Annotated in this window: 17 protein-coding genes and 2 tRNA genes; 13 read left to right on the plus strand and 6 right to left on the minus strand. The window is 67.2% G+C overall.

Features of this window, described 5'->3' with window-relative positions:
• Window positions 1-71: 71 nt before the first annotated feature.
• From typA to IP65_RS02590, 3 genes are all read left to right on the plus strand, one after another.
• The gene (gene typA, locus IP65_RS02580; RefSeq protein ID WP_022677908.1) at window positions 72-1,913 is read left to right on the plus strand and encodes a translational GTPase TypA; all 1,842 of its coding nucleotides are present in this window, start codon (window positions 72-74) and stop codon (window positions 1,911-1,913) included.
• Between the two features lie 195 nt (window positions 1,914-2,108).
• Window positions 2,109-2,483: a hypothetical protein gene (locus tag IP65_RS02585; RefSeq protein WP_022677909.1), complete on the plus strand. Its 375-nt coding sequence runs from the start codon at window positions 2,109-2,111 to the stop codon at window positions 2,481-2,483.
• 200 nt (window positions 2,484-2,683) lie between these two features.
• Entirely contained in the window at window positions 2,684-3,850 is a 1,167-nt protein-coding gene (locus tag IP65_RS02590; protein WP_054130641.1) for a glycosyltransferase family 1 protein, read from the plus strand.
• 45 nt (window positions 3,851-3,895) lie between these two features.
• Here IP65_RS02590 and IP65_RS02595 read toward each other — a convergent pair whose 3' ends face one another.
• A complete protein-coding gene (locus IP65_RS02595) occupies window positions 3,896-5,521 on the minus strand; it encodes a hypothetical protein (protein WP_156306361.1) in 1,626 nt (541 codons plus the stop codon).
• Window positions 5,522-5,647: 126 nt separating this feature from the next.
• On the minus strand, window positions 5,648-6,367 hold the full coding sequence (locus tag IP65_RS02600) for a PadR family transcriptional regulator (protein ID WP_082349714.1): 720 nt from the start codon (window positions 6,365-6,367) through the stop codon (window positions 5,648-5,650).
• Window positions 6,368-6,479: 112 nt separating this feature from the next.
• Here IP65_RS02600 and IP65_RS02605 point away from each other — a divergent pair, with 112 nt between their 5' ends.
• The 5 genes from IP65_RS02605 (at window position 6,480) to IP65_RS02625 (ending at window position 11,564) form a co-directional block, all read left to right on the plus strand.
• Window positions 6,480-7,820, plus strand: coding sequence for a replication-associated recombination protein A (locus IP65_RS02605; RefSeq protein WP_054130643.1), 1,341 nt, complete (start codon window positions 6,480-6,482; stop codon window positions 7,818-7,820).
• Window positions 7,817-8,683: a hypothetical protein gene (locus IP65_RS02610; RefSeq protein WP_054130644.1), complete on the plus strand. Its 867-nt coding sequence runs from the start codon at window positions 7,817-7,819 to the stop codon at window positions 8,681-8,683. The genes IP65_RS02605 and IP65_RS02610 overlap by 4 nt, the downstream gene beginning before the upstream one ends.
• A gap of 27 nt (window positions 8,684-8,710) precedes the next feature.
• Window positions 8,711-8,786, plus strand: a tRNA-Thr gene (locus IP65_RS02615).
• A 95-nt stretch (window positions 8,787-8,881) separates the two neighbouring features.
• Window positions 8,882-9,718 (plus strand): helix-turn-helix transcriptional regulator, encoded by an 837-nt coding sequence (locus IP65_RS02620; protein WP_082349715.1) that lies wholly within the window; start codon window positions 8,882-8,884, stop codon window positions 9,716-9,718.
• 94 nt (window positions 9,719-9,812) lie between these two features.
• Window positions 9,813-11,564, plus strand: coding sequence for a cation:proton antiporter (locus tag IP65_RS02625; RefSeq protein ID WP_054130645.1), 1,752 nt, complete (start codon window positions 9,813-9,815; stop codon window positions 11,562-11,564).
• Window positions 11,565-11,570: 6 nt separating this feature from the next.
• On the opposite strand, the gene hrpB is transcribed toward IP65_RS02625, so the two are convergent.
• Window positions 11,571-14,117, minus strand: a complete 2,547-nt coding sequence (hrpB, locus tag IP65_RS02630) for an ATP-dependent helicase HrpB (protein WP_054130646.1) — start codon at window positions 14,115-14,117, stop codon at window positions 11,571-11,573.
• Between the two features lie 71 nt (window positions 14,118-14,188).
• The gene (locus tag IP65_RS02635) at window positions 14,189-14,575 is read right to left on the minus strand and encodes a glutaredoxin (protein ID WP_197279194.1); all 387 of its coding nucleotides are present in this window, start codon (window positions 14,573-14,575) and stop codon (window positions 14,189-14,191) included.
• 140 nt (window positions 14,576-14,715) lie between these two features.
• Here IP65_RS02635 and IP65_RS02640 point away from each other — a divergent pair, with 140 nt between their 5' ends.
• The gene (locus tag IP65_RS02640) at window positions 14,716-14,904 is read left to right on the plus strand and encodes a hypothetical protein (RefSeq protein WP_054130647.1); all 189 of its coding nucleotides are present in this window, start codon (window positions 14,716-14,718) and stop codon (window positions 14,902-14,904) included.
• A 33-nt stretch (window positions 14,905-14,937) separates the two neighbouring features.
• On the opposite strand, the gene IP65_RS02645 is transcribed toward IP65_RS02640, so the two are convergent.
• Window positions 14,938-15,951: a polyprenyl synthetase family protein gene (locus IP65_RS02645; RefSeq protein WP_022677958.1), complete on the minus strand. Its 1,014-nt coding sequence runs from the start codon at window positions 15,949-15,951 to the stop codon at window positions 14,938-14,940.
• A 104-nt stretch (window positions 15,952-16,055) separates the two neighbouring features.
• Between IP65_RS02645 and IP65_RS02650 the strand changes: the two genes are divergently transcribed.
• Window positions 16,056-16,358 (plus strand): chorismate mutase, encoded by a 303-nt coding sequence (locus IP65_RS02650; RefSeq protein WP_054130648.1) that lies wholly within the window; start codon window positions 16,056-16,058, stop codon window positions 16,356-16,358.
• A 152-nt stretch (window positions 16,359-16,510) separates the two neighbouring features.
• Here the strand turns inward: IP65_RS02650 and IP65_RS02655 are convergent, their stop codons facing one another.
• A complete protein-coding gene (locus IP65_RS02655; protein WP_054130649.1) occupies window positions 16,511-16,978 on the minus strand; it encodes an Lrp/AsnC family transcriptional regulator in 468 nt (155 codons plus the stop codon).
• Window positions 16,979-17,296: 318 nt separating this feature from the next.
• Here IP65_RS02655 and IP65_RS02660 point away from each other — a divergent pair, with 318 nt between their 5' ends.
• The 3 genes from IP65_RS02660 (at window position 17,297) to IP65_RS02670 (ending at window position 20,378) form a co-directional block, all read left to right on the plus strand.
• Window positions 17,297-19,183: a histidine kinase dimerization/phospho-acceptor domain-containing protein gene (locus tag IP65_RS02660; protein WP_054130650.1), complete on the plus strand. Its 1,887-nt coding sequence runs from the start codon at window positions 17,297-17,299 to the stop codon at window positions 19,181-19,183.
• Between the two features lie 5 nt (window positions 19,184-19,188).
• A complete protein-coding gene (locus IP65_RS02665; protein WP_369801211.1) occupies window positions 19,189-20,226 on the plus strand; it encodes a polysaccharide deacetylase family protein in 1,038 nt (345 codons plus the stop codon).
• A gap of 76 nt (window positions 20,227-20,302) precedes the next feature.
• Window positions 20,303-20,378 (plus strand) — tRNA-Ile (locus IP65_RS02670).
• Window positions 20,379-20,471: the final 93 nt, after the last annotated feature.

Below are 20,471 nucleotides of genomic sequence, written 5' to 3' on the forward strand. Positions count from 1 at the left end.
TCCCGACACAGCGCCTGCTGCAAGCTCCAGTATCCCGGCCGCACGTTACGGTCTGTCGAAGAAAGCCTTTCATGTCACTGCCCTTGCGCAATATTGCGATCATCGCCCACGTCGACCACGGCAAGACCACGCTGGTTGACCAGCTGTTCCGCCAATCCGGCACGTTCCGCGACAACCAGCGCGTGGAAGAACGCGCGATGGATTCCAACGACCTGGAAAAGGAACGTGGGATCACCATTCTGGCCAAGTGCACCTCGGTGGAGTGGACCAATCCGGCCACCAACGAGACGACGCGAATCAACATCGTCGACACCCCCGGCCACGCCGACTTCGGCGGCGAAGTGGAACGCATCCTCTCGATGGTCGATGGCGTGATCCTGCTGGTCGACAGCTCGGAAGGCGCGATGCCGCAGACCAAGTTCGTCACCGGCAAGGCGCTGGCCCTTGGCCTCAAGCCGATCGTGGTGGTCAACAAGATCGACCGCCCCGATGGCCGCCCGCAGGAAGTGCTCGACGAAGTGTTCGATCTCTTCGTCAGCCTCGATGCCAACGACGAACAGCTTGAATTCCCCGTGCTCTATGCTTCGGGCCGCAACGGCTATGCCGGCAACGACGAAACCGTGCGCGAAGGCAACCTGCTGCCGCTGTTCGAAAAGATCGTCAGCCACGTGCCGGCCCCGTCGCTCGACGTCGATGGTCCGTTCAGCTTCCTGGCCACCCTGCTCGATCGTGACAACTTCATGGGCCGCGTGCTGACCGGCCGCGTGCAGTCGGGCACGATCAAGCTCAACCAGCCGATCCACGCGATCGATCGCGATGGCAAGGTGCTGGAAGTGGGCCGCGCCTCTAAGATTCTGTCGTTCCGCGGCCTGGAACGCGTGCCGGTGGAAGAAGCCCGCGCTGGCGACATCATCGCGCTCGCCGGCCTCGAAAAGGCGACCGTGGCCAACACCGTGGCCGATCCTTCGGTCTCGACCCCGATTGCCGCCCAGCCGATCGATCCGCCGACGCTGGCGATGCGCTTTTCGGTGAACGACAGCCCGTTTGCCGGCCGCGAAGGCGACAAGGTGACGAGCCGCATGATCCGCGACCGCCTGATGCGCGAAGCGGAAACCAACGTGGCCATCCGCGTCACCGAAAGCGCCGACAAGGACAGCTTCGAAGTGGCCGGCCGCGGCGAACTGCAGCTGGGCGTGCTGATCGAAACGATGCGCCGCGAAGGCTTTGAACTGGGCATCAGCCGCCCGCGCGTGCTGTTCGGCACCGACGAAAACGGCCGCACCGAGCCGTATGAAACCGTGCTGATCGACGTGGACGACGAATTCTCCGGCACGGTCGTCGAAAAGATGCAGCGCCGCAAGGCCGAGCTGACCGACATGCGTCCCTCGGGCGCCGGCAAGACCCGCATCACTTTCTCGGCTCCGTCGCGCGGGCTGATCGGCTACCACGGCGAATTCCTGTCCGACACGCGCGGCACCGGGATCATGAACCGCCTGTTCGAAAAGTATGGCCCGCACAAGGGCGCGATCGAAGGCCGCCAGAACGGCGTGCTGATCTCGAACGCGACCGGCGAAGCGGTGGCCTATGCCCTCAACAGCCTGGAAGACCGCGGCGTGCTGTTCGTGCGCCCGCAGGACAAGGTCTATGAAGGCATGATCATTGGCGAAAACGCCAAGCCCGACGATCTCGAAGTCAACCCGATGAAGTCCAAGCAGCTGACGAACTTCCGTTCGACCGGCAAGGACGACGCGATTCGCCTCACCCCCCCGCGCATCATGACGCTGGAGCAGGCCATCGCTTATATCGACGACGATGAAATGGTCGAAGTGACCCCCCAGACGGTGCGTCTGCGCAAGGCGATCCTTGATCCCAACGAGCGCAAGAAGGCCAGCCGCAAGAAGGAAAACGCCTGATTTTGCGGCCCTTTGCGGGCCAGGCTTGATCAGCGAAAAGGGGCGCTCCGGCAACGGGGCGCCTTTTTTCATGTCTGTCATTGCCTGAACAAAGGTTTCATCGCCGGTTCAGCGCGTGTTGCATAAGGTTGCTGCAACGAACCCCGCTGCGAGCATGAGGCTCTTTTGGACAAGGCAGCGGGTTGGAGACGAGCCATGAAGCTTTTGAGCAAGGTTCTGCTGGCCGGCGCCCTGGGCGCCACCGTGATGGCCACTGCCGCCCCGGCAGAGGCCCATGGCTGGCATCGTGGTGGCGGTGGCGCCGGTCTGGCGATTGGCGCCGGTATCCTGGGCCTGGCCGTGGGTGCTGCGATCGCGTCGGACCATCCGCACCGCGGCTATGTGGTGGAAGAAGGCTATGCCCCGCCGCCCCCGCCGCCGAGCTATTACTATGAAGGCCCGGCCTATTATGGCGGCTATTATGCCCCGCCGCCGCCGCCCCCGCGGACCTATGTCTATCGCGAAGTCTATCGCAGCGGCCCGGCCTATTACGGTTATGGCGGTTATCCGCGCTGGCATCGCGGCTGGTAAACCCGCCGCCAGCATAGCGTGAAACCCTGACAGGCGCGCCCGTCGGACCAGTCCGGCGGGCGCGTTGCCATTTGGCGCCTTGGCATTTGTCGCGCCGGCCTCTCGCCATCCCGCCCCGCGCCCGCTATGGCGCCGCCATGACGAGTTCCCACCCCGTGAACCAGACCACACCTGATCCTCAGGCACTTGATCTTCGTACCATGACGGCCACTGGTCGGCTCGACGGGCTGCGCATCGCGCTGTTCAGCGGCAACTACAACTATGTCCGCGATGGCGCCAACCAGGCACTCAATCGCCTGGTCGGGCATCTTATGCGCCAGGGTGCACAAGTGCGGGTCTATTCGCCCAAGGTGGAACATCCGGCGTTCGAGCCCACCGGCACGCTGATCGGCATTCCTGCCCTGGCCGTGCCGGGCCGCGCCGAATATCGCGTGCCGATCGCGCTGTCGGGCCGGGTGCGGCGCGATCTGGCGGCGTTTGATCCGCATGTCGTCCATGTCTCGTCGCCCGATGTTGCCGCCCACCGCGTGGTCACCTGGGCGCGCCGGCACAGCCTGCCGGTGCTGGCCTCGGTGCACACCCGGTTCGAAACCTATTTCCGCTATTACAACATGGCCTGGCTGGAACCGGTGATCGAGGCCATGCTTCGCCGGTTCTATCGCCGCTGCGATGCGCTGGTTGCCCCGTCGGAATCCATGGCCCAGGTGCTGCGCGAGCAGCGCATGAACTATGATATCGGCATCTGGTCACGTGGGGTCGATCGCGACATCTTCACGCCCGAGCGGCGCAGCATGGAATGGCGCCGATCGCTGGGCCTGGCCGATGACGATGTGGTGATCGGCATTTTCAGCCGCCTGGTGATGGAAAAGGGGCTCGACGTCTTTTCCGACGCGATCGACGAATTGAAGCGACGCGGCGCCAAGTTCCGCGTGCTGGTGATCGGCGAAGGTCCGGCGCGCGAATGGCTGGAAACCCGCCTGCCCGACGCGGTATTCGCCGGGTTCATGTCTGGCGCCGATCTCGGCCGGGGCGTGGCCAGCATGGACGTGCTGTTTTTCCCTTCCGTCACCGAGACGTTCGGCAATGTCACGCTCGAGGCAATGGCCTGCGCCCTGCCCGTGGTGGCTTCAGCCGCCACCGGCAGCCAGAGCCTCGTCGACGATCATGTCTCCGGCCGCCTGATCACGCCGGGCGCAGTGCACCAGTTTGCCGAAGCGCTGCGCGCCTACGTGGAAAATCCGCAACTGCGTGCGCAGCATGGCGCGGCGGGCGAACTGCGCGCCCAGGAATTCAGCTGGGACCGCATCAACCAGGCCGTGGCCGATACCTATGTTCGCCTGGTACGGCAGAAGCGCACACGCAAATAGCCGCCAGTGCGCGTTCAGCGCACAATGCCATAGAGCATCGCGCGTTCAGCGCACGATGCGATAGAGCACGCTGCCGGGCGTGCGCCGCACCGGCATCGCGCCGGCCACCGGACGCACGGCAGCCGTATCGATGATCCAGATGTAATCGAACGCCGCGCGCGGCAGCTGCGCCAGGCGCCGGCTGATCGTGTTGGGCTTGGCGCAGTCATCGGGCTTGGCGAATTCGGAATCGTCGGTGGCAAATGCCCCAGCCAATGGCGCCTTTACCTGGAGCAGATGGCCGCCGGGCACCATCCATTGCTCGTTGGAAAAGGCATGGCGCCGCGCGATGGCATAGCCACCCAGATGCGTGCGCCGCTCCCGCTGCCATGGCAGGATCGATACGTTGCAGCTTTCCAGCACCAGCGACGCAACGCGGCTGCCGCGCGGCACCGCATCAAGCGCCACCAGGTCTGACGCCATGGTTTGCCCGGCCAGCCATAGACTAAGGACATTGCCCAGCAGGCGGGCAACGGCAAATCCCGCCCCCAGCCATGCCAGACTTGCCCAGCGCAGCCAGCCGGAATCCGGGTAGCGTGGCGAAGCCGCAACCAGCGCCACCATCAGCATAATGGGTACAAGCCGCATGTCGACCAGGCTGGCACCGATCAACGTGGCGGGCAGCAGGACATAGGCCAGGGCCAGAACGGCGCACCCCCACCACAAACCCATGGTGCCCACACGCCTGGCGCGGTCCCCACCTGTGCGGCGCAGCCCCCACCACACCAGTCCCAACAGCAACATGGCGCCCGCCACGTCCCACACGAGCCAGCGATCGCGCAGCGGCATCAACGGGTAGGTGAGCTTGAGCGCGGGGTTGAAGAAATCCTCGGTCGGCCCATGTCCGCTGGGTGGCAGCGGCCAGACGATCCGCAAGATCAGCGGCGCAGCCAGGCAACTGGCCGCCAGCCCAGCATCCCAGCCAGCCCGGCACAGCGCGCGCCACCTGCCCTTGCGCGATGCATCGGGCTGCCAGCGCCGGGCAAGTTCATCCATGCCGGCAAACACACACAGCAAAACCCAGGCCACCAAGTGGCACGTCCACAGCAATGCGGAAACCGGGATGAACAGCGCCCAGCGCGCCGCAATCCAGCCGCGCCGCCCCATGGCAATCCACAGCGCCAGGGCGAGGGTTGCAAGCGCCTGGCCCAAGGCAAAGTTGAGGAAGCCGAACTGCAATGGATAGCTATAGGCCAAAGGCAGCGCAAACAGCACGAGCGGCGTGATCCGGCCATGCAGGCTGCGCGCCAGGCAGAAAATCCCCAGAACCTGCAACACCGGAATGGCGACGGCCACCGCCCGCAAGGCGGGCTCAAGGCCCAGCCACGGCGCCAGCACTTCCATGACGAGATCGACCCCAAGATTGGGGATAAGGTTCCAGTGAAAGCTGTACCATCGGCTGAGGTCGGCCGAGCGACCGTGATCGACCTGCACCGCATAGTGCCCGAGATGGCCCGCCAGGTCGGTCAGCGGCACCACGGGCGGCAGGGCCAGCGGCAATGCGGCCAGCAGCATCGCGACCAGCCAGAGCCACTTGGCCTGGAGCCATTGCGTGGTGATCAGTTCATTGGAAGGAAACGCCGCGATCTCGGCCGCGTGCAACCGGGCAATGGGTTCATCGGTTACAGGCATCACTGGCAGGATCACGTACTTTCAAGTCTGCCCCGGACTTAAAGCGACGCAAACTGTCTGGCAATTCCAATCGTGTCCCCCACCAAGGCGCCGGAGCGGCCTGTTGGCCACTCCGGCGTGGTGTCGTCACAGCCGCTCGATCTTACGCGCGGCCTCATCCAGGATATCGGCCACCGCGAGCGCCGTGTCGTTGTCGAACGAACCGCCCGCCACGCGTTGCCGCAACGCCAACGCCAGGTTGGCAAAGGCGCGGCGCACCGGCGGGCTGGCCTCGCGGGCGCCGGCCTGGGCCAAGCTGGTCAGCCGATCGACGATGACCTTGAGTTCCTCGGTCTTGCCCGCCAGTTCGGCGCGGCCGGCCTCGGTCGCGGTAAACGCCTTGCGCGTGCCTTCACCCGCTGCTTCGGCAATCAGGCCTTCGTCCACCAGCAGGGCCAGGGTGGGATAGACCACGCCCGGGCTCGGGGCATATTGCCCGCCGGTGAGGTCTTCCACGGCCTTGATCAGTTCATAGCCGTGGCGGTCCTGCTCGGCCACCAGGCTCAGCAGCAAGAGGCGCAATTCGCCAGCGGCGAACATGCGCCCACGGCCACCCCGGCCACGGCCGAACGGCCCGCCGCCGCCGCGCCCGCCCCGACCGCCACCAAACGGGCCGCCGCCGAAGGGGCCACCATCAAAGGGGCCTCCACCGAAAGGACCACCTTCATCGTCAAAACGGCCGGCAAACTTGCGCGCCAGGCGCTCGCCGAACCGGCCGCCGCCACAGTGGCCACCATGGCCTTCGCCAGCGCTTCCGCGCCAGCCACCGAATTTGCCCCGTCCGGGGCGTTCACTATCAAATCGCATCGTTATTCCTTTCATCACGATGCAGCTAAGATATATCTTAATAGCATCTGCGCAAGACCCCGGTTAAAATTTTTCGAGAAATTTTCGCGCGCAGGCCCTATCTCGGTGCCGCATGGCCGATCTGTTTGCCCCGCCACCCCAGGAAACCCCGCGATCCCAGCCGCTTGACCACGGCCCGCTGGCCGACAGGCTACGCCCGCGCGCGCTCGACCAGGTGATCGGCCAGGGCCACCTCACCGGCGCGGAAGGCGCGATCGGCCGCATGGTTGCTGCCGGCAAGCTCTCGTCGATGATCCTGTGGGGGCCGCCGGGCACCGGCAAGACCTCGATCGCGCGCCTGCTGGCCGATGCCGTGGGCATGCGCTTCATCGCGATCAGCGCGATCTTTTCGGGCGTGGCCGATCTGAAAAAGCTGTTTGCCGAGGCCGAAGCCATGGCGCTGGCCGGGCGGCGCACGCTGCTGTTTGTTGACGAGATTCACCGCTTCAACCGCGCGCAGCAGGATGGCTTCCTGCCGGTGGTGGAAAACGGCACGATCACCCTGGTCGGTGCCACCACCGAGAACCCCAGCTTTGCGCTCAACGCCGCGCTGCTCAGCCGCGCGCAGGTGCTGATCCTGCACCGCCTCGATGCTGCCGCGCTGGAAGAGCTGCTGCGCCGCGCGGAAGAGGAAACCGGGCTTGCCCTGCCGCTGACGCCCCCCGCGCGCGAGGCGCTGGTCGCCTCGGCCGATGGCGATGGGCGCTTCCTGCTCAACCAGGTCGAAACGCTGCTCGATGTCGATCTGCCCGCGCCGCTCGATCCCGAAGGCCTGTCTGCCTTCCTGATGCGGCGCATGGCGGTGTACGACAAGGACCGCGACGGGCACTACAACCTCATTTCCGCCCTGCACAAATCGTTGCGCGGGTCCGATCCGCAGGCAGCGCTCTATTGGATGGCGCGCATGCTGGTCGCGGGCGAAGACCCGATGTACGTGCTGCGCCGCCTGGTCCGCTTTGCCAGCGAAGACATTGGCCTGGCTGATCCCCAGGCGCTGACCCAGTGCCTGGCCGCCAAGGATGCCTACACTTTCCTCGGCTCGCCCGAGGGGGAACTGGCGATCGTCCAGGCCTGCCTCTATTGCGCCACCGCGCCCAAATCCAACGCCGCCTATGGCGCGATGAAGGCGGCATGGAAAGCCGCGCGCGAGACCGGATCGCTCAGCCCGCCGGCGCATATCCTCAACGCCCCGACCAAGCTGATGAAGGACATCGGCTATGGCAAGGGCTATGCCTATGACCACGATGCCGCCGATGGCTTTTCCGGCGCCGATTATTGGCCCGAAGAGATGGCCGCGCAGGCTTTCTATCGCCCGGTCGAGCGCGGGTTCGAGCGCGAGATCGTCAAGCGGCTGGACTGGTGGGACCGCAAGCGGCGCGAGCGGCGAGGCGAAACGCCGATCGAGGACGAATGAGCCGCTTTGCCCATTTCGTGGCGGTCGACTGGTCAGGCGCGGCGGGAGAGCGCCACAAGGGCATCGCTCTCGCCCACTGCACAACGGGTGACGCAGCCCCAGTGCTGGTGCGCCCCGGCCATCGCTGGTCGCGGCAAGAGGTGCTCGACTGGCTGCTGCACCACCTGCCGTCCGATAGCCTGGTGGGCATGGACCTGGGCCAGTCGCTGCCCTTTGCCGATTGCGGCGCGTTCTTTCCCGGCTGGGACGCCAGCCCGGCCGACGCGCGCGCACTGTGGGCCATGGTCGATACGCTATGCGCGGATGAGCCGCATCTGGGCGTCAACCGCTTCGTCGATGCCACAGAGCCGTCGCACCATTTCCGCCGCCACGGCGGCCGCTGCGGCGATCGCTTTCCGGCCGGCCGCGGCCGCCTGCGCGTGACCGAGCGCGCGCAAGAGGCGATGGGCTGCAAGCCATACAGCAACTTCAACCTGGTGGGCGCGGCGCAAGTGGGCAAGTCCAGCCTCTCGGGCATGCGCGTGCTGCACCGCCTGGATGGGCAGATCAGCGTCTGGCCGATCGATCCCCTGCCCGCGCGCGGCAGCGTGGTCTGCGAAATCTATACCACCATCGCCGCCATGGCGGCCGGCCGCCCTGCCAGCCGCTCCAAGATCCGCGACGGCGCCAGCCTTGACCACGCCCTCGCCACGCTGGGCAGTGCCCCCTTTGGGCACGCCGGCGCGATCGACGATCACCAGAGCGACGCCCTGATCACCGCCGCGTGGCTGCGCACCGTGGCGCACACGCCCGCCCTGTGGCACCCCGCAGCCCTCACCCCCGAAATTGCCCGCACCGAGGGCTGGACGTTCGGGGCCACTTGAGGCTATGCGCGAAACCCACGCACCGATGCCGGCTTAGCTCAGTTGGTAGAGCACCTGCTTTGTAACCAGGGGGTCAGGGGTTCGATTCCTCTAGCCGGCACCATTTTTGCACCCACGACATCCACCGCGTCACGCATGCCATCGTCACCCAAGAAATTTGGGATGGACGCTGTGGGGCACCTGTGGTGAGCAAGGGGCATGGCAGCCCCGGAACCTGCACCCGTCTCGCTTGCGGCTTTGAATGACAAGGAACGCGAGATCCTGCGCCTGTTGACGGCGGGGCACACGGTCAAATCCATCGCGCTGCAACTGGGCCGGTCGGAAGCCTCGATCAACGAGCGGCTGCGCGATGCGCGGCGCAAGACCGGGGTGGGCAGCAGCCGCGAGTTGGCGCGCATGCTGGCGGCCCAAAAAAGTTGGGACAGAAATCCTGAGCTTACCGGCCCGGGCAAGGCGCCCGATACGGCAGGGGCGCCCCGCATCGTCGGGCGCCGATGGTCGAAAGGATTGCTTGCCATGCTTACCGCACTTTCGCTTGCCGCCGCAGGCCTGCTGGTTTCCACCGGACAGGTGCTGCCGCCCCGCACCGGGGCCGCCCTACCCGCTCCAACGGCGCAGGCGACGCCCGCCAAGGCCATGCCGCTGCTCGGCCGCTGGTCGCTCGATGTGACGCGGATTCCCGCCGAGGAGCGGCCGCAGAAGGTCACCATTGCCTTCGCCAAGGCCGCCGACGGCCGCTGGACAACCATGGTCGACATGATCGGTCCTGATGGCACCGCCCACAAGGCGGAATCGACGGCGGCGCTCGATGGCGTGCCCGCGCCGGTGACGGGAACGATGGATTTCATCGACACGGTATCGCTGCGCCAGCCTGCGCCCAACACGCTGGTGATGACCCTGGGCAAGAACGGCGCCCCGGTTTCTACGCGCGTCTATGCGGTCGCCAAAGACCAGCGATCGATGACTGAAACGATCATCTGGCCCGGCAATGCCATTCCCGGCCTTGAAACCACCACGTTCCACCGCGTGGAGTGATCGCCCGCAACGCGCCGCCGTTCCCGGCCGCCTTGTTGCCGCGGCTTGCCCACGATGGGTTGACGCGGGCGGCAGGGAAGGCGAGGCAGGAGGCATGAACCAGCCCCCCTCGATGCTTCACGATGGTTTTCTGCTGCTTGGCTTTGCCATGGTCTTCGTGCTGGTGTTCCGCCGGCTGGGCCTGGGGGCCACGCTGGGCTACCTGCTGGCGGGTGCCGTGGTCGGGCCGCAGGTGCTGGGCCTGGTGGGCGAGGCCGAGCAGAAGCTGGGCATTGCCGAACTCGGCATCACGCTGCTGCTGTTCCTGGTCGGGCTGGAGCTGAACCCGTCGCGGCTGTGGCGGATGAAGCGCGATATCCTCGGCCTGGGGCTGTTGCAGGTGGTCCTGTGCGGCGCGGCGATCACGGCAGTGATCAACTTCGGCACCGATTTCAGCCTGACGGCCGCCATCGCGCTGGGCCTGCCGCTGGCGCTCTCGTCCACCGCGCAGGTCCTGCCGATGCTCCAGGCCTCGGGCCGGTTGCGCACGCCGTTTGGCGAGCGGACCTTTGCCATCCTGCTGTTCCAGGACCTTTCGATCATCCCCATGATCACGCTGATCTCTGCGCTCAGCCGCAATCCGGCCGATGCCAATGGCCCGCCGGGCTGGCAACTGGGGCTTTATACCGTGCTGGCGATCGCCGGGCTGATCCTGGCCGGGCGCTATCTGATCCGGCCGCTGTTCCGCCTGATCGGCAACCTGGGCGAGCGCGAGATGTTCGTGGTCGCCGCGCTGTTCACGGTCATGGCCTCAGCCGCGGTGATGGAGGCGCTGGGCCTGTCGACCGCGCTCGGCGCGTTCATCGCCGGGGTCATGCTGGCCGACAGCCCCTATCGCCACGAACTGGAAGCCGATGTCGAGCCGTTCCGCTCCATCCTGCTCGGGCTGTTCTTCCTGGCCGTGGGCATGATGCTCGATCTTCATGCCATTGCCGAGCGGCCGCTGTTCGTGATTGCCATGGCGCTGGCGCTGGTGGCGGTGAAGGCAGCGATGATCATGGGCATCGGCCTTGCCTTCCGCATGCCGTGGCGCGGCGCACTGGCGCTGGGCCTGCTGCTGAGCCAAGGCGGCGAATTTGGCTTTGTGCTGTTTGCCCAGGCGCAGCATGCCCAGCTGATCGCGCCCGAGGCGGCCAGCCTGTTTGGCGCGATCGTGACCCTGTCGATGGCCACCACGCCGTTCCTGATGGCGTTGACCAAGCCCTTGCGCAACGATCCGCGCGCGGTGAAGGGCGAACGCCAAGGGCCCACCGGCGACGCCGCCAATGCGCTGATCGTGGGCTATGGCCGCTTTGGCCAGACCGTGGCGCAGATGCTCAATGCCAGCGGCCTGACGGTTACGCTGATCGATACCGACGTGGAAATGATCGACGTGGCCAGCAATTTCGGGGCCAAGGTCTATTTCGGTGATGGCACCCGGCTCGACCTGCTGCGCCAGGCTGGTGCGGACGAGGCCGCGCTGATCCTGTTCTGCATGGATGGCGACCAGATGGATGCCGCCGCGCTGGAAGCGGTGCAGCAGGCCTTTCCCCAGGCAGCCATCTTCGTGCGCGCGTTCGATCGGCGCGCGGTGGTGCGGCTGCGCGGCTCGCCGGCCAAGTGGGTGATCCGCGAGGTGATGGAATCCGCGGTGAAGATGGCGCGCCTGGCCTTGGCCGAAACCGGGGTTAGCGAGGAAATCATCACCCGCGCCGAAGACATGTACCGCGCGCGCGACAAGGAGCGGCTCAAGATCCAGATCGAAGGCGGCGACCTGCGCGCTGCGCGCGAACGGATCATTACCGAGCCACAGGCGCAGGAAAGCTGATTTTGCTCAGCTCTTTCGCGTCGCCTCGAACGCGTTGCGGGTCTTGAGGCTGGGATCTTCGGTCCACGGCTGTTCGGGCCAGCGATGGCGGGGATAGCGGCCCTTCATGTCCTTCACCACATCGCGCCACGATCCGCGCCAGAACGCGGGCAGATCGGCCGTGGTCTGGATCGGCCGGCCGGCGGGCGAGGTGAGCGAGAGCAGCAACGGGCGCGGCGGCTGGCCGATCGTGGGATGGCGATCGAGGCCGAACAATGCCTGCACCCGCAGTTCCACCGCCGGGCCGCCTTCGTGGGCATAGTCGATGGCATGGCTAGTCCCCGCCGGAGAGCGATAGTGCGGCGGCGCCAGCCGGTCGAGCGTCTGCCGCTCGTTCCAGTCCAGCCGGTTTTCCAGCGCCTCGTGCAGCTTGCCTGCCGCGATGGCCAGATCGCGCCGCCCGGCCAGCAAGGGGGCCAGCCATTCCTCCAGATCGGCGAGCAGGGTCGCTTCGTCGAGCGCGGCCAGCCCGGCATAGCGGGCGCGGGTCAGCAGCGCTTGCGCCGCAGCGCCCAGCGGCAGCGCCGCCAGCCCTTCGCGTCGCACCACATCAAGCAGCAGCGCCGTAACCGCTGCCGGCTGTGGCGACGGATCGGGCACGCGCGCCAGCACGATCGCGCCCAGCCGCCGCTCCAGCCGGGCTTCCACCCGGCCCTCGCCGGCGTTCCATGTCAGGGTGTGGCGCTGGTCCATGCGGTGGGCCAGCCAGGTGGTGACGTCGTCCTCGTCAAGCGCCAGCGCGCTCATGATGCGGGCGCCCTTGGCCTCTCCCTGCGCATCGCCGATCACCAGCCAGCGCGCCGTGGCCAGCGGAGAGGCGGGATCAAGGCGATAGCCGCGCCCACCGGCCGAAAGCCATTCCTCTCCGCTGGCGCCGCGCGCGCGGGCGATGCGATCGGGAAAGCCTTCGGCGAGCAGCACGGCTAGCGGCGGCCTTGCGGCGTTGCGCTGGCGCCCTTCGACGGGCTCAGGGCGAACGGAACCTTGGGACATGCCCTCCCCCCCGTTCGGGCTGCGCTTGTCGAAGCCCCCCCGCGCCGCCCGTTCCGCCATATTGGCCCAGCGCGCGGCCAGCTTGCGCGAAGCATCGGCCCGCGCCCCGCGATCGCCCTGCCAGCGATCGAACCGGCGGGCGAGATCATCGCCGCAGCCGCCAAGGCCGCGTTCCTGCAAAAGCAGCGCCAGCCGTGCCGCATCCTGCGCCGCGCCATGGCGGGCGGCAAACAGCAGCATGTGCGCCAGCGCCGGCTCCATCGGCAGGCTGGCCATGGCGCGGCCGTGGGCAGTGATGCGCCCTTCCCCATCCAGCGCGCCCAAGGCGGCGAGGCTGGCCTGCGCGGCGGCCATCGCCGCAGCCGGCGGCGGATCGATCCAGGCCATCGCCGCCGGATCGCCCGCGCCCCATTGCGCCAGAGTCAGCGCCAGGGGGGCCAGATCGGCATTGAGGATTTCGGGCGGATCGAACGGCGCACGCCCGGCGTGGGCGGCTTCTTCCCACAGGCGATAGGCCACGCCCGGCCCCTGGCGCGCGGCACGCCCGGCGCGCTGCGCGGCGGCGGCCTGGCTGGCGCGGGTGGTGACCAGGCGGGTCACCCCTGCCACCTTGTCGAACTCTGCCCGGCGCGAAAGTCCCGCATCGACCACCACTGCCACGCCATCAAGCGTCAACGAGGTTTCGGCAATCGCCGTCGCCAGCACGATCCGGCGCCGGCCCTCGCGATCGCGGCGGATCGCGGCGCGCTGACCTGCCGGATCGACCTGCCCGTGGAGCGGCAGCACCAGCGCGTGGGGCAGGCGCTGTGCGAGGATTTCGGCCGTGCGATCGATGTCGCGCACGCCGGGCAGGAACGCCAGAATGTCGCCTGTCTCTTCGCCCCAGGCCAGGGCAATGGCATTGGCCACCGCCTGCTCGGTGCGTAACTGCGGACTGCTGCCCAGCCAGCGAACGCGCAAGGGATGGGCCTTGCCGGCGCTTTCGATCACCGCCGCGCCATGCGTTGAACCGGCACCCATCAGCCCGGCAAAGCGCGTGCCGTCGAGCGTGGCCGACATCACCACCACGCGCAGATCGTCGCGCAGCACGCCTTGCGCTTCCAGCGCGAGCGCCAGGCCGAGGTCGGAATCGAGATGCCGCTCGTGCGCTTCGTCAAACAGCACGGCCGAAACGCCGGTCAGTTCGGGATCGGCCAGGATCGTGGCGACAAAGATCGCCTCGGTCATCACCAGCACGCGGGTGCGCGCCGATCGCTTGCTGTCGAGCCGGGTGAGATAGCCGACTGTCTCGCCTGGTGCCTCGCCCAGCAGGTCGGCCATGCGCTCGGCCGCCGCGCGCGCCGCCACGCGGCGGGGAGAGAGCAGGATCACCGTGCCGGTGCACCACGCCTCGCCCAGCAACGCCGTGGCCACCGTGGTCGTCTTGCCCGCGCCCGGGGGCGCGATGAGCACGGCATTGGGGCTGGCGGCCAGGGCAGCCAGCAGATCGGGCAAGACGGCGTGGATGGGCAGGTCGGTCACCCGCCTGCCCTTATCGCCTTGGCCCGGCCTTGGCGAGGGCCGGCACAGCGTGCCACCAAGGCCCCGCTACATCACCCTTGCGCGCGCAGCTTTTCCAGTTCCTGCTGCTCGGCAAAAGCCTCGCGCAGGCGGCGGAACGGCCCGGCCATGACATATTGGTAGAACGGCGCTGTCGCGGGATCGAGCCCGGCCTTTTGCGCATAGAGCGCGACGATGGCATCGGAATCGGCGATGAAGCGGCCCGGCTCCACTTCCAGCGTGGGAAAGGTCACCTTGTCGAGATGCGGCGCCAGAGCCGCACGGATCGGCGCTTCGTCCTCGTCACCGGGCCAGAATGCACGCAGTTCCACGCTGTCGAGCTGCCCGGCCTCGGTCAGGAAGGCGACCGCCTTGAGGCAGAACGGGCACGAACGCTTGAGATAGAGAACCGGGCGAAACGCTGCTGCAGTCATGGTCATGCCTTTATGCGTTGGGAAACAAGCCGGTAGCGCCGAATCGGGCCAAACTTCCCATGAGGGCCGGTGCGACGCGGTCAGATTCATGATACCACAATGGGCAACGGTGCCCGATCGCGGCACGGCCTGCCCCGAGAGGACCCATGTTTCTTGACCTGAAAGATCCGTGGCCGCCAGCCCCACCCAACCGACAGCCCGAACCGGCGCCCAGGCTCACCCCGCGCCGGCAGCGCATCGTGGTGGTGCTGGTGGCGATCAACCTGGTGATGATGCTGATCGGCCCGCTGGCCGGATCTTCAGTGATCGACGGGCTGGTGCACGCATTCCGCTGAAGCGGCGCAGCACCAGGCTTCGTCACGCCCTGATCAATACCGCCGCGCCACCGCAAATTCGGCCGCTTCGCCCATCGCCGCCTTGGCCGCGCTGGCGGGGAAGCCGGCAATGGCATCGATCGCGCGCTGGGCATAATGGCGCGCCCGCTCGCGCGTGGCATTCACCGCATCATGCTTGCGAATCAAGGTGATGGCATGGGCCAGATCAGCGTCGCTGTTGCGATTGCCGGCGATGGCATCGCGCCAGAACCCGCGCTCTTCCTCATTGCCGCGCGCATAGGCCAGGATCACCGGCAGCGTCATCTTGCCCTCGCGGAAATCGTCGCCCTGGTCCTTGCCCATTTCCGAAGCGTCGGAATCATAGTCGATCGCGTCGTCCGCCAGCTGGAACGCAATGCCCAGGTTGCGGCCATAGGCGTCGAGCGCCAGTTCGTCTGCCTCGTCCCGCTCAGCCACCACGGCGGCAATGCGGCAGGCAGCGGCGAACAGGGCCGCGGTCTTGGCGTTGATGATCGAGAGATAGCGTTCTTCGCTGGTTTCCACCTGGCGCTGCGCCACCAGCTGGTCGACCTCGCCCTCGGCAATCACGGCCGATGCGCCCGACAGGATGCGCAGCACCTTGATCGAGCCATCCTCGACCATCAGTTCAAAGCTGCGCGAGAACAGGAAATCGCCCACCAGTACCGTGGCCGGATTGCCATAGATGATGTTGGCGGCCTTCTTGCCGCGGCGCATGTCCGATCCATCGACCACGTCATCATGCAGCAGGGTAGCAGTGTGGATGAACTCCACCGCTGCGGCCAGCTTGAAATGGCGGCTGCCGCCATAGCCCAGCAGGGCCGCCCCGGCGAGCGTGAGCATGGGGCGCATGCGCTTGCCACCGCCGGCGATGAGGTGGCCGGCCAGCGCCGGGATCAACGGGATACGCGATTGCATGCGATCCAGAATCACGGCGTTGACGCTGTTCATGCCGTCGGCCACCAGCGCCATCAGCGGCGCCAGCGAGGGTTCGGCCTTGCGGGGGAGCGTATGGAGGGTAGCAGTCATTGCTGCCCGCTTGGCGCGTGGTGCACGGCTTGGCAAGTCGCAAGTTGCACGGTAGCGGCAGAGCGACACTTTTGCATACCCCACTGACAAAGGCCCGAAAGCACATGAGCGCATCCGCCGAAGGCACCGATCCGGTTCTGGCCGGCTATCGCCAGAGCATCGACAACATCGATGCCGCGATGATCCACATCCTGGCCGAACGCTTTCGCATCACCCAGGCCGTGGGTGCCTACAAGGCCGAAAAAGCCTTGCCAGCCAGCGATCCCGGCCGCGAAGAGCGCCAGATCATGCGCCTGCGCAAGCTGGCCGAGGACGCACGGCTCGATCCGGAATTTTCCGAAAAGTTCCTGCGCTTCATCATCGAGGAAGTGATCCGCCACCACAAGCAGGCCAAGGCCGCGCAGTAATCGCCACGCGCGGTTCCTTGCCCTAAAGGGCGCCCGTATACTTCCTCCCCTCCTCTTCAGAGGAGGGGCCGGGGGTGGTGTGAAACCATGCAAAAGGCGTCCACCCCCCGCCGCCCCCCGCATCTAAACAAGATGGGGAGCATAGGCCCGATTTACTCGGTAAACGGCACCCCGGGCACCTGCTTGGCGGTGCGAATGGTAAGCGAGGTCTTGACGCTGGCCACATTGGGCGCGGGCGTCAGCTTGCTGGTCAGGAATTCCTGGAAGCTTTGCAGATCGCGGCTGACGATCTTGAGGATGAAGTCGATCTCGCCATTGAGCATGTGGCATTCGCGCACTTCGGGCAGCGTGCGCATATGCTCTTCGAACTGGCGCAGCGATTCCTCGGCCTGGCTTTTCAGGCTGACGAGCGCAAAGACCGTGATCGCGAAACCCAGCTTGGCCGGATCGAGATCGGCGTGATAGCCGCGGATGACGCCGGCCTCTTCCAGCGCGCGCACGCGGCGCAGGCAGGGCGGCGCCGTGAGGCCCACGCGCTGGGCCAGTTCCACGTTGGTTACGCGGCCCTCATCCTGAAGCTCGGCCAGCAGCCGCCTGTCAATTCCGTCCAATGTCGCCATGTTCGTGTTCTTTAGCCGCTCGACCCGCAAGATTGTGCGTCACCGCTGGCAGTGAAGCTAATATTATTAGCTCATATCGCAATTGTCCTGCAATGCAACGCACCATCACCAAAGCCAGTGCATAGTGTGGAAAAACCCGCTCCACGATGAACGGATCACCATTCACCGCATGGCGAGCGGGTTCGCCACACTTTCTTAAAAACCTGACCGATAAAGGCACAAGGATGAGTTCCGAAACGGTCCGTAACCGGCTTGCCTCTCGCCAGGCATTGCCCCATGGCAGAAGACCGCACAACAGGATGCCTTGGCGCCAGAGCGATGCCTGCCGATCTTGATCCTTCCCTGACGCCTGCGCATGCCGCAACGGCTGGCGCCGCCCTGGTGGTGGACGATCGGCTGGAAACCGTGCTGCGCACCCGCGCCGCCGGGCCGGCGGGCATGCGGGTGCAGTTCCGGCAGCTTGCCGATCTGCTTGGCCGCGTGGCGCCCGACGCCTGGGCAGCGCCGCACGATGCCGCCCTTGCCCGGCTCGATGCGCTGTTCCACGAAATCGCCACGGCGCCGGGCGGGCACGAAGGCGCTGCCGCGCTGCTCGCCGGCACGCCGCTCGGCCATCCCCGCCTGGTCAGCCACTTTGCCGCGCAGGCGCCGCGCCTGGCGCTGGCCGCGATCCGCGCCGCCCGGCTTGCCGAGGCAGACTGGCTCGCGCTCGTGCCACGCCTGCCGATCCACGCGCGCGGCTTCCTGCGCCACCGCCGTGACCTGGGCCCGGCGGTGGAAGCCTTGCTCGCGCGGCTGGGTATTGATGACTTTGCGCTCTCCGCGCCGGTTGATCAGATGGCTAAGGTCGATCCGATCGTGGCGCAGGCGCCGCCAGCAGAGCCGATAGAGGCCGTTCTGCCCGAATCGCCCGCCCCGTTGCTTTCTGCCAGCGCGAGCGAGGGCATCGGCGCGATCGTGCGGCGGATCGAGGCATTCCGCCGCGACCGCGAGGCGCGCCCCACCGGTGCCGCCAGCCCCGGCGCTCCTGCCCTGGCCACTGCGGCTGATCCGCACCCGCGCCTGCCTTTTGCCGATGAACCGCCTGCCGCCGCGCTGCATCCGGAAAGCATCGCCATCGCGATCGATGCGCTGGGCACGGTGGTTGCCGCCGATGCCGATTGGGCGCCGATGCTGGTGGGCCACCGCCCCTTTACCGCGCAGCCGCATGCGCCGGCGCGGGTCGATGCGCGCAGCACCCGTGCCTTTGCCGCACGGCTGCCGATCACCGCCGGCCTGCTCATGCTCGATGGCGCGCCGGCCGTGGCGGGGGCCTGGCAATGCGATGCCGTGCCGGTGTTCACCCGCGCTGGCGGCGCCTTTGCCGGCTATCGCGCCTGCCTGCGCCGCCCGGCCGCGACCATGGCCAGCGCCCCGGCTGCTGCTGAGGCGCCGGTGGCCCAAGGCGCCGATCGCCTGCGCCAGACGCTGCACGAGTTGCGCACCCCGATCAATGCGATCCAGGGCTTTGCCGAAATGATCCAGCAGCAGGTGTTTGGCGCCACGCCGCACCAATACCGCAGCCTGGCCGCCAGCATCGCGGCCGATGCCGCCCGCATGCTGGCCGGGTTTGAAGACCTGGAGCGGCTGGCCCGGCTGGAAACCGGCGCTGCCGAGATGCCCGCGCCCGACAGCGGCATCGATCTGGCCGCGCTGGTCAGCCGGCAGTTGGCCCAGCTCGATCCGGTGATCGGCCCACGCGAAGTGCGCCTGCGCTGGCAGCCCCCGGCAGAACCGGTACGGGTTGCAGCCCCTGCGGCCGAGCTCGAACATGCGATATGGCGCCTGCTCGCCGTAATCGCCAGCACGGCAGCACCGGGGGAGCGCCTGGCCATCGCACTCGCCGCGCCCGTTGCCGGCGACAGCGCGCCAGCAGCCGTGCGCCTCGACCTGCCATTGCCGGCAACGCTCGCCATGCGCGATGATGCCACGCTGTTTGCCGCCGATGGCGCCCGCAGCCAGGGCGGTGGCCAGCAGGCCGGCGGCCTGGGCCCTGGCGGCATGATGGGCAATGGCTTTGCCCTGCGCCTGGCGGCGGCGGAATTGCGTGCCATGGGCGGCGGCTTGCGCCGCGAAGGGGCGCGGCTGCTCGCACAGTTGCCCGCTGCTGTCTCGCCGCACGCTCTCGTCGGCGGCGATAGCGCCACCCCGGCGCAGGCGGGCTGACCACGGTGCCATCGCGGCTTGGGGGCGAAGGCGAGCGCCAGGGCGCACCGGCGCGGATCACCCGCCCGCCCCCGTCCGATGCCCGCGTGCACTTTGCCCCCGAATTCGGGCAGCGTTTCGTCGTTACCGTCGACACCGAAGAGGAATTCGACTGGGCCAAGCCGTTCGAGCGTACCGGCCACGGCCTGAGCCATGTGCCGCGCCTCGCCAAGTTCCAGCAGTTTTGCGAGGGGTTCGGTGTCGCCCCGATCTATTTGATCGACTATCCCATCGCCAGCGATCCGGCCGTGGGCATGGCGCTGGGCGATGCGGTTCGCCATGGCCGCGCCGAAATCGGGGTGCAGCTGCATCCCTGGGTCAATCCGCCACACCAGGAACAGCTGAACGTATTCAATAGCTTTGCCGGCAATCTGCCGCCGGCGCTGGAACGCGCCAAGCTGGTCAAGCTGCGCGACACGATCTCGGCCGCGTTTGGCCAAGCGCCCCGCATCTATCGCGCCGGGCGCTATGGCGTGGGGTCGGCCACGGCGCAGATCCTCGCCGAATCCGGCATCGCGATCGATACCTCGGTGCGCAGCCATTTCGATTACTCCAGCCAGGGCGGCCCCGATTTCACCGCGCTGCCGCTGCATCCCTGGTGGGTCGATCGCCAGGGCGGGCTGATGGAATTGCCGCTGACCACAGTGTTTTCGGGTGCGCTGCGGCGCCAGGGGCCCTGGCTGTTTCCCCGCCTGTGGCGCGTGCCGCGCCTGCGCGGGGCGATGGCCCGCGCCGGATTGATGAACCGCGTGCCGTTCACGCCCGAAGGCGTCACCGCGGCCGAAGCCATCCGCTGCATCGACCTGACGCTGGCCGATGGCCTACCGATCCTGGTGTTTTCGTTCCACAGCCCGTCGCTGCGCCCCGGGCACACACCTTATGTGCGCGATGCCCGCCAGCTTGACCAGCTCTATGACTGGTGGCGCGTGGTGTTCACGCATCTGGCCTGCTGCGGCATCAAGCCTGCCAGTGTGTCTGACATCATGCAGGCCGCCCTGATCTGAAACCGCCATCGCGCTGCGCCGCATACGCTTTCTTGCCAAGTGCGCGGCAGCGCTTTAACGGCATGGGGCGCAACGGGGGCCCGTAGCTCAGTGGTTAGAGCTGGCCGCTCATAACGGCTAGGTCGCGGGTTCAAATCCTGCCGGGCCTACCACCACCCCGCGAGCATGGCGGCGCCCAAATTGCGGCGCTGTAATTACGACAGGCGCGCGACACGCGTGCCACAAGTGACCCACGATCATCATCA

Origin of the sequence: Novosphingobium sp. AAP1 (genome assembly GCF_001295765.1) — a bacterium.
Classification (GTDB): domain Bacteria; phylum Pseudomonadota; class Alphaproteobacteria; order Sphingomonadales; family Sphingomonadaceae; genus Novosphingobium; species Novosphingobium capsulatum.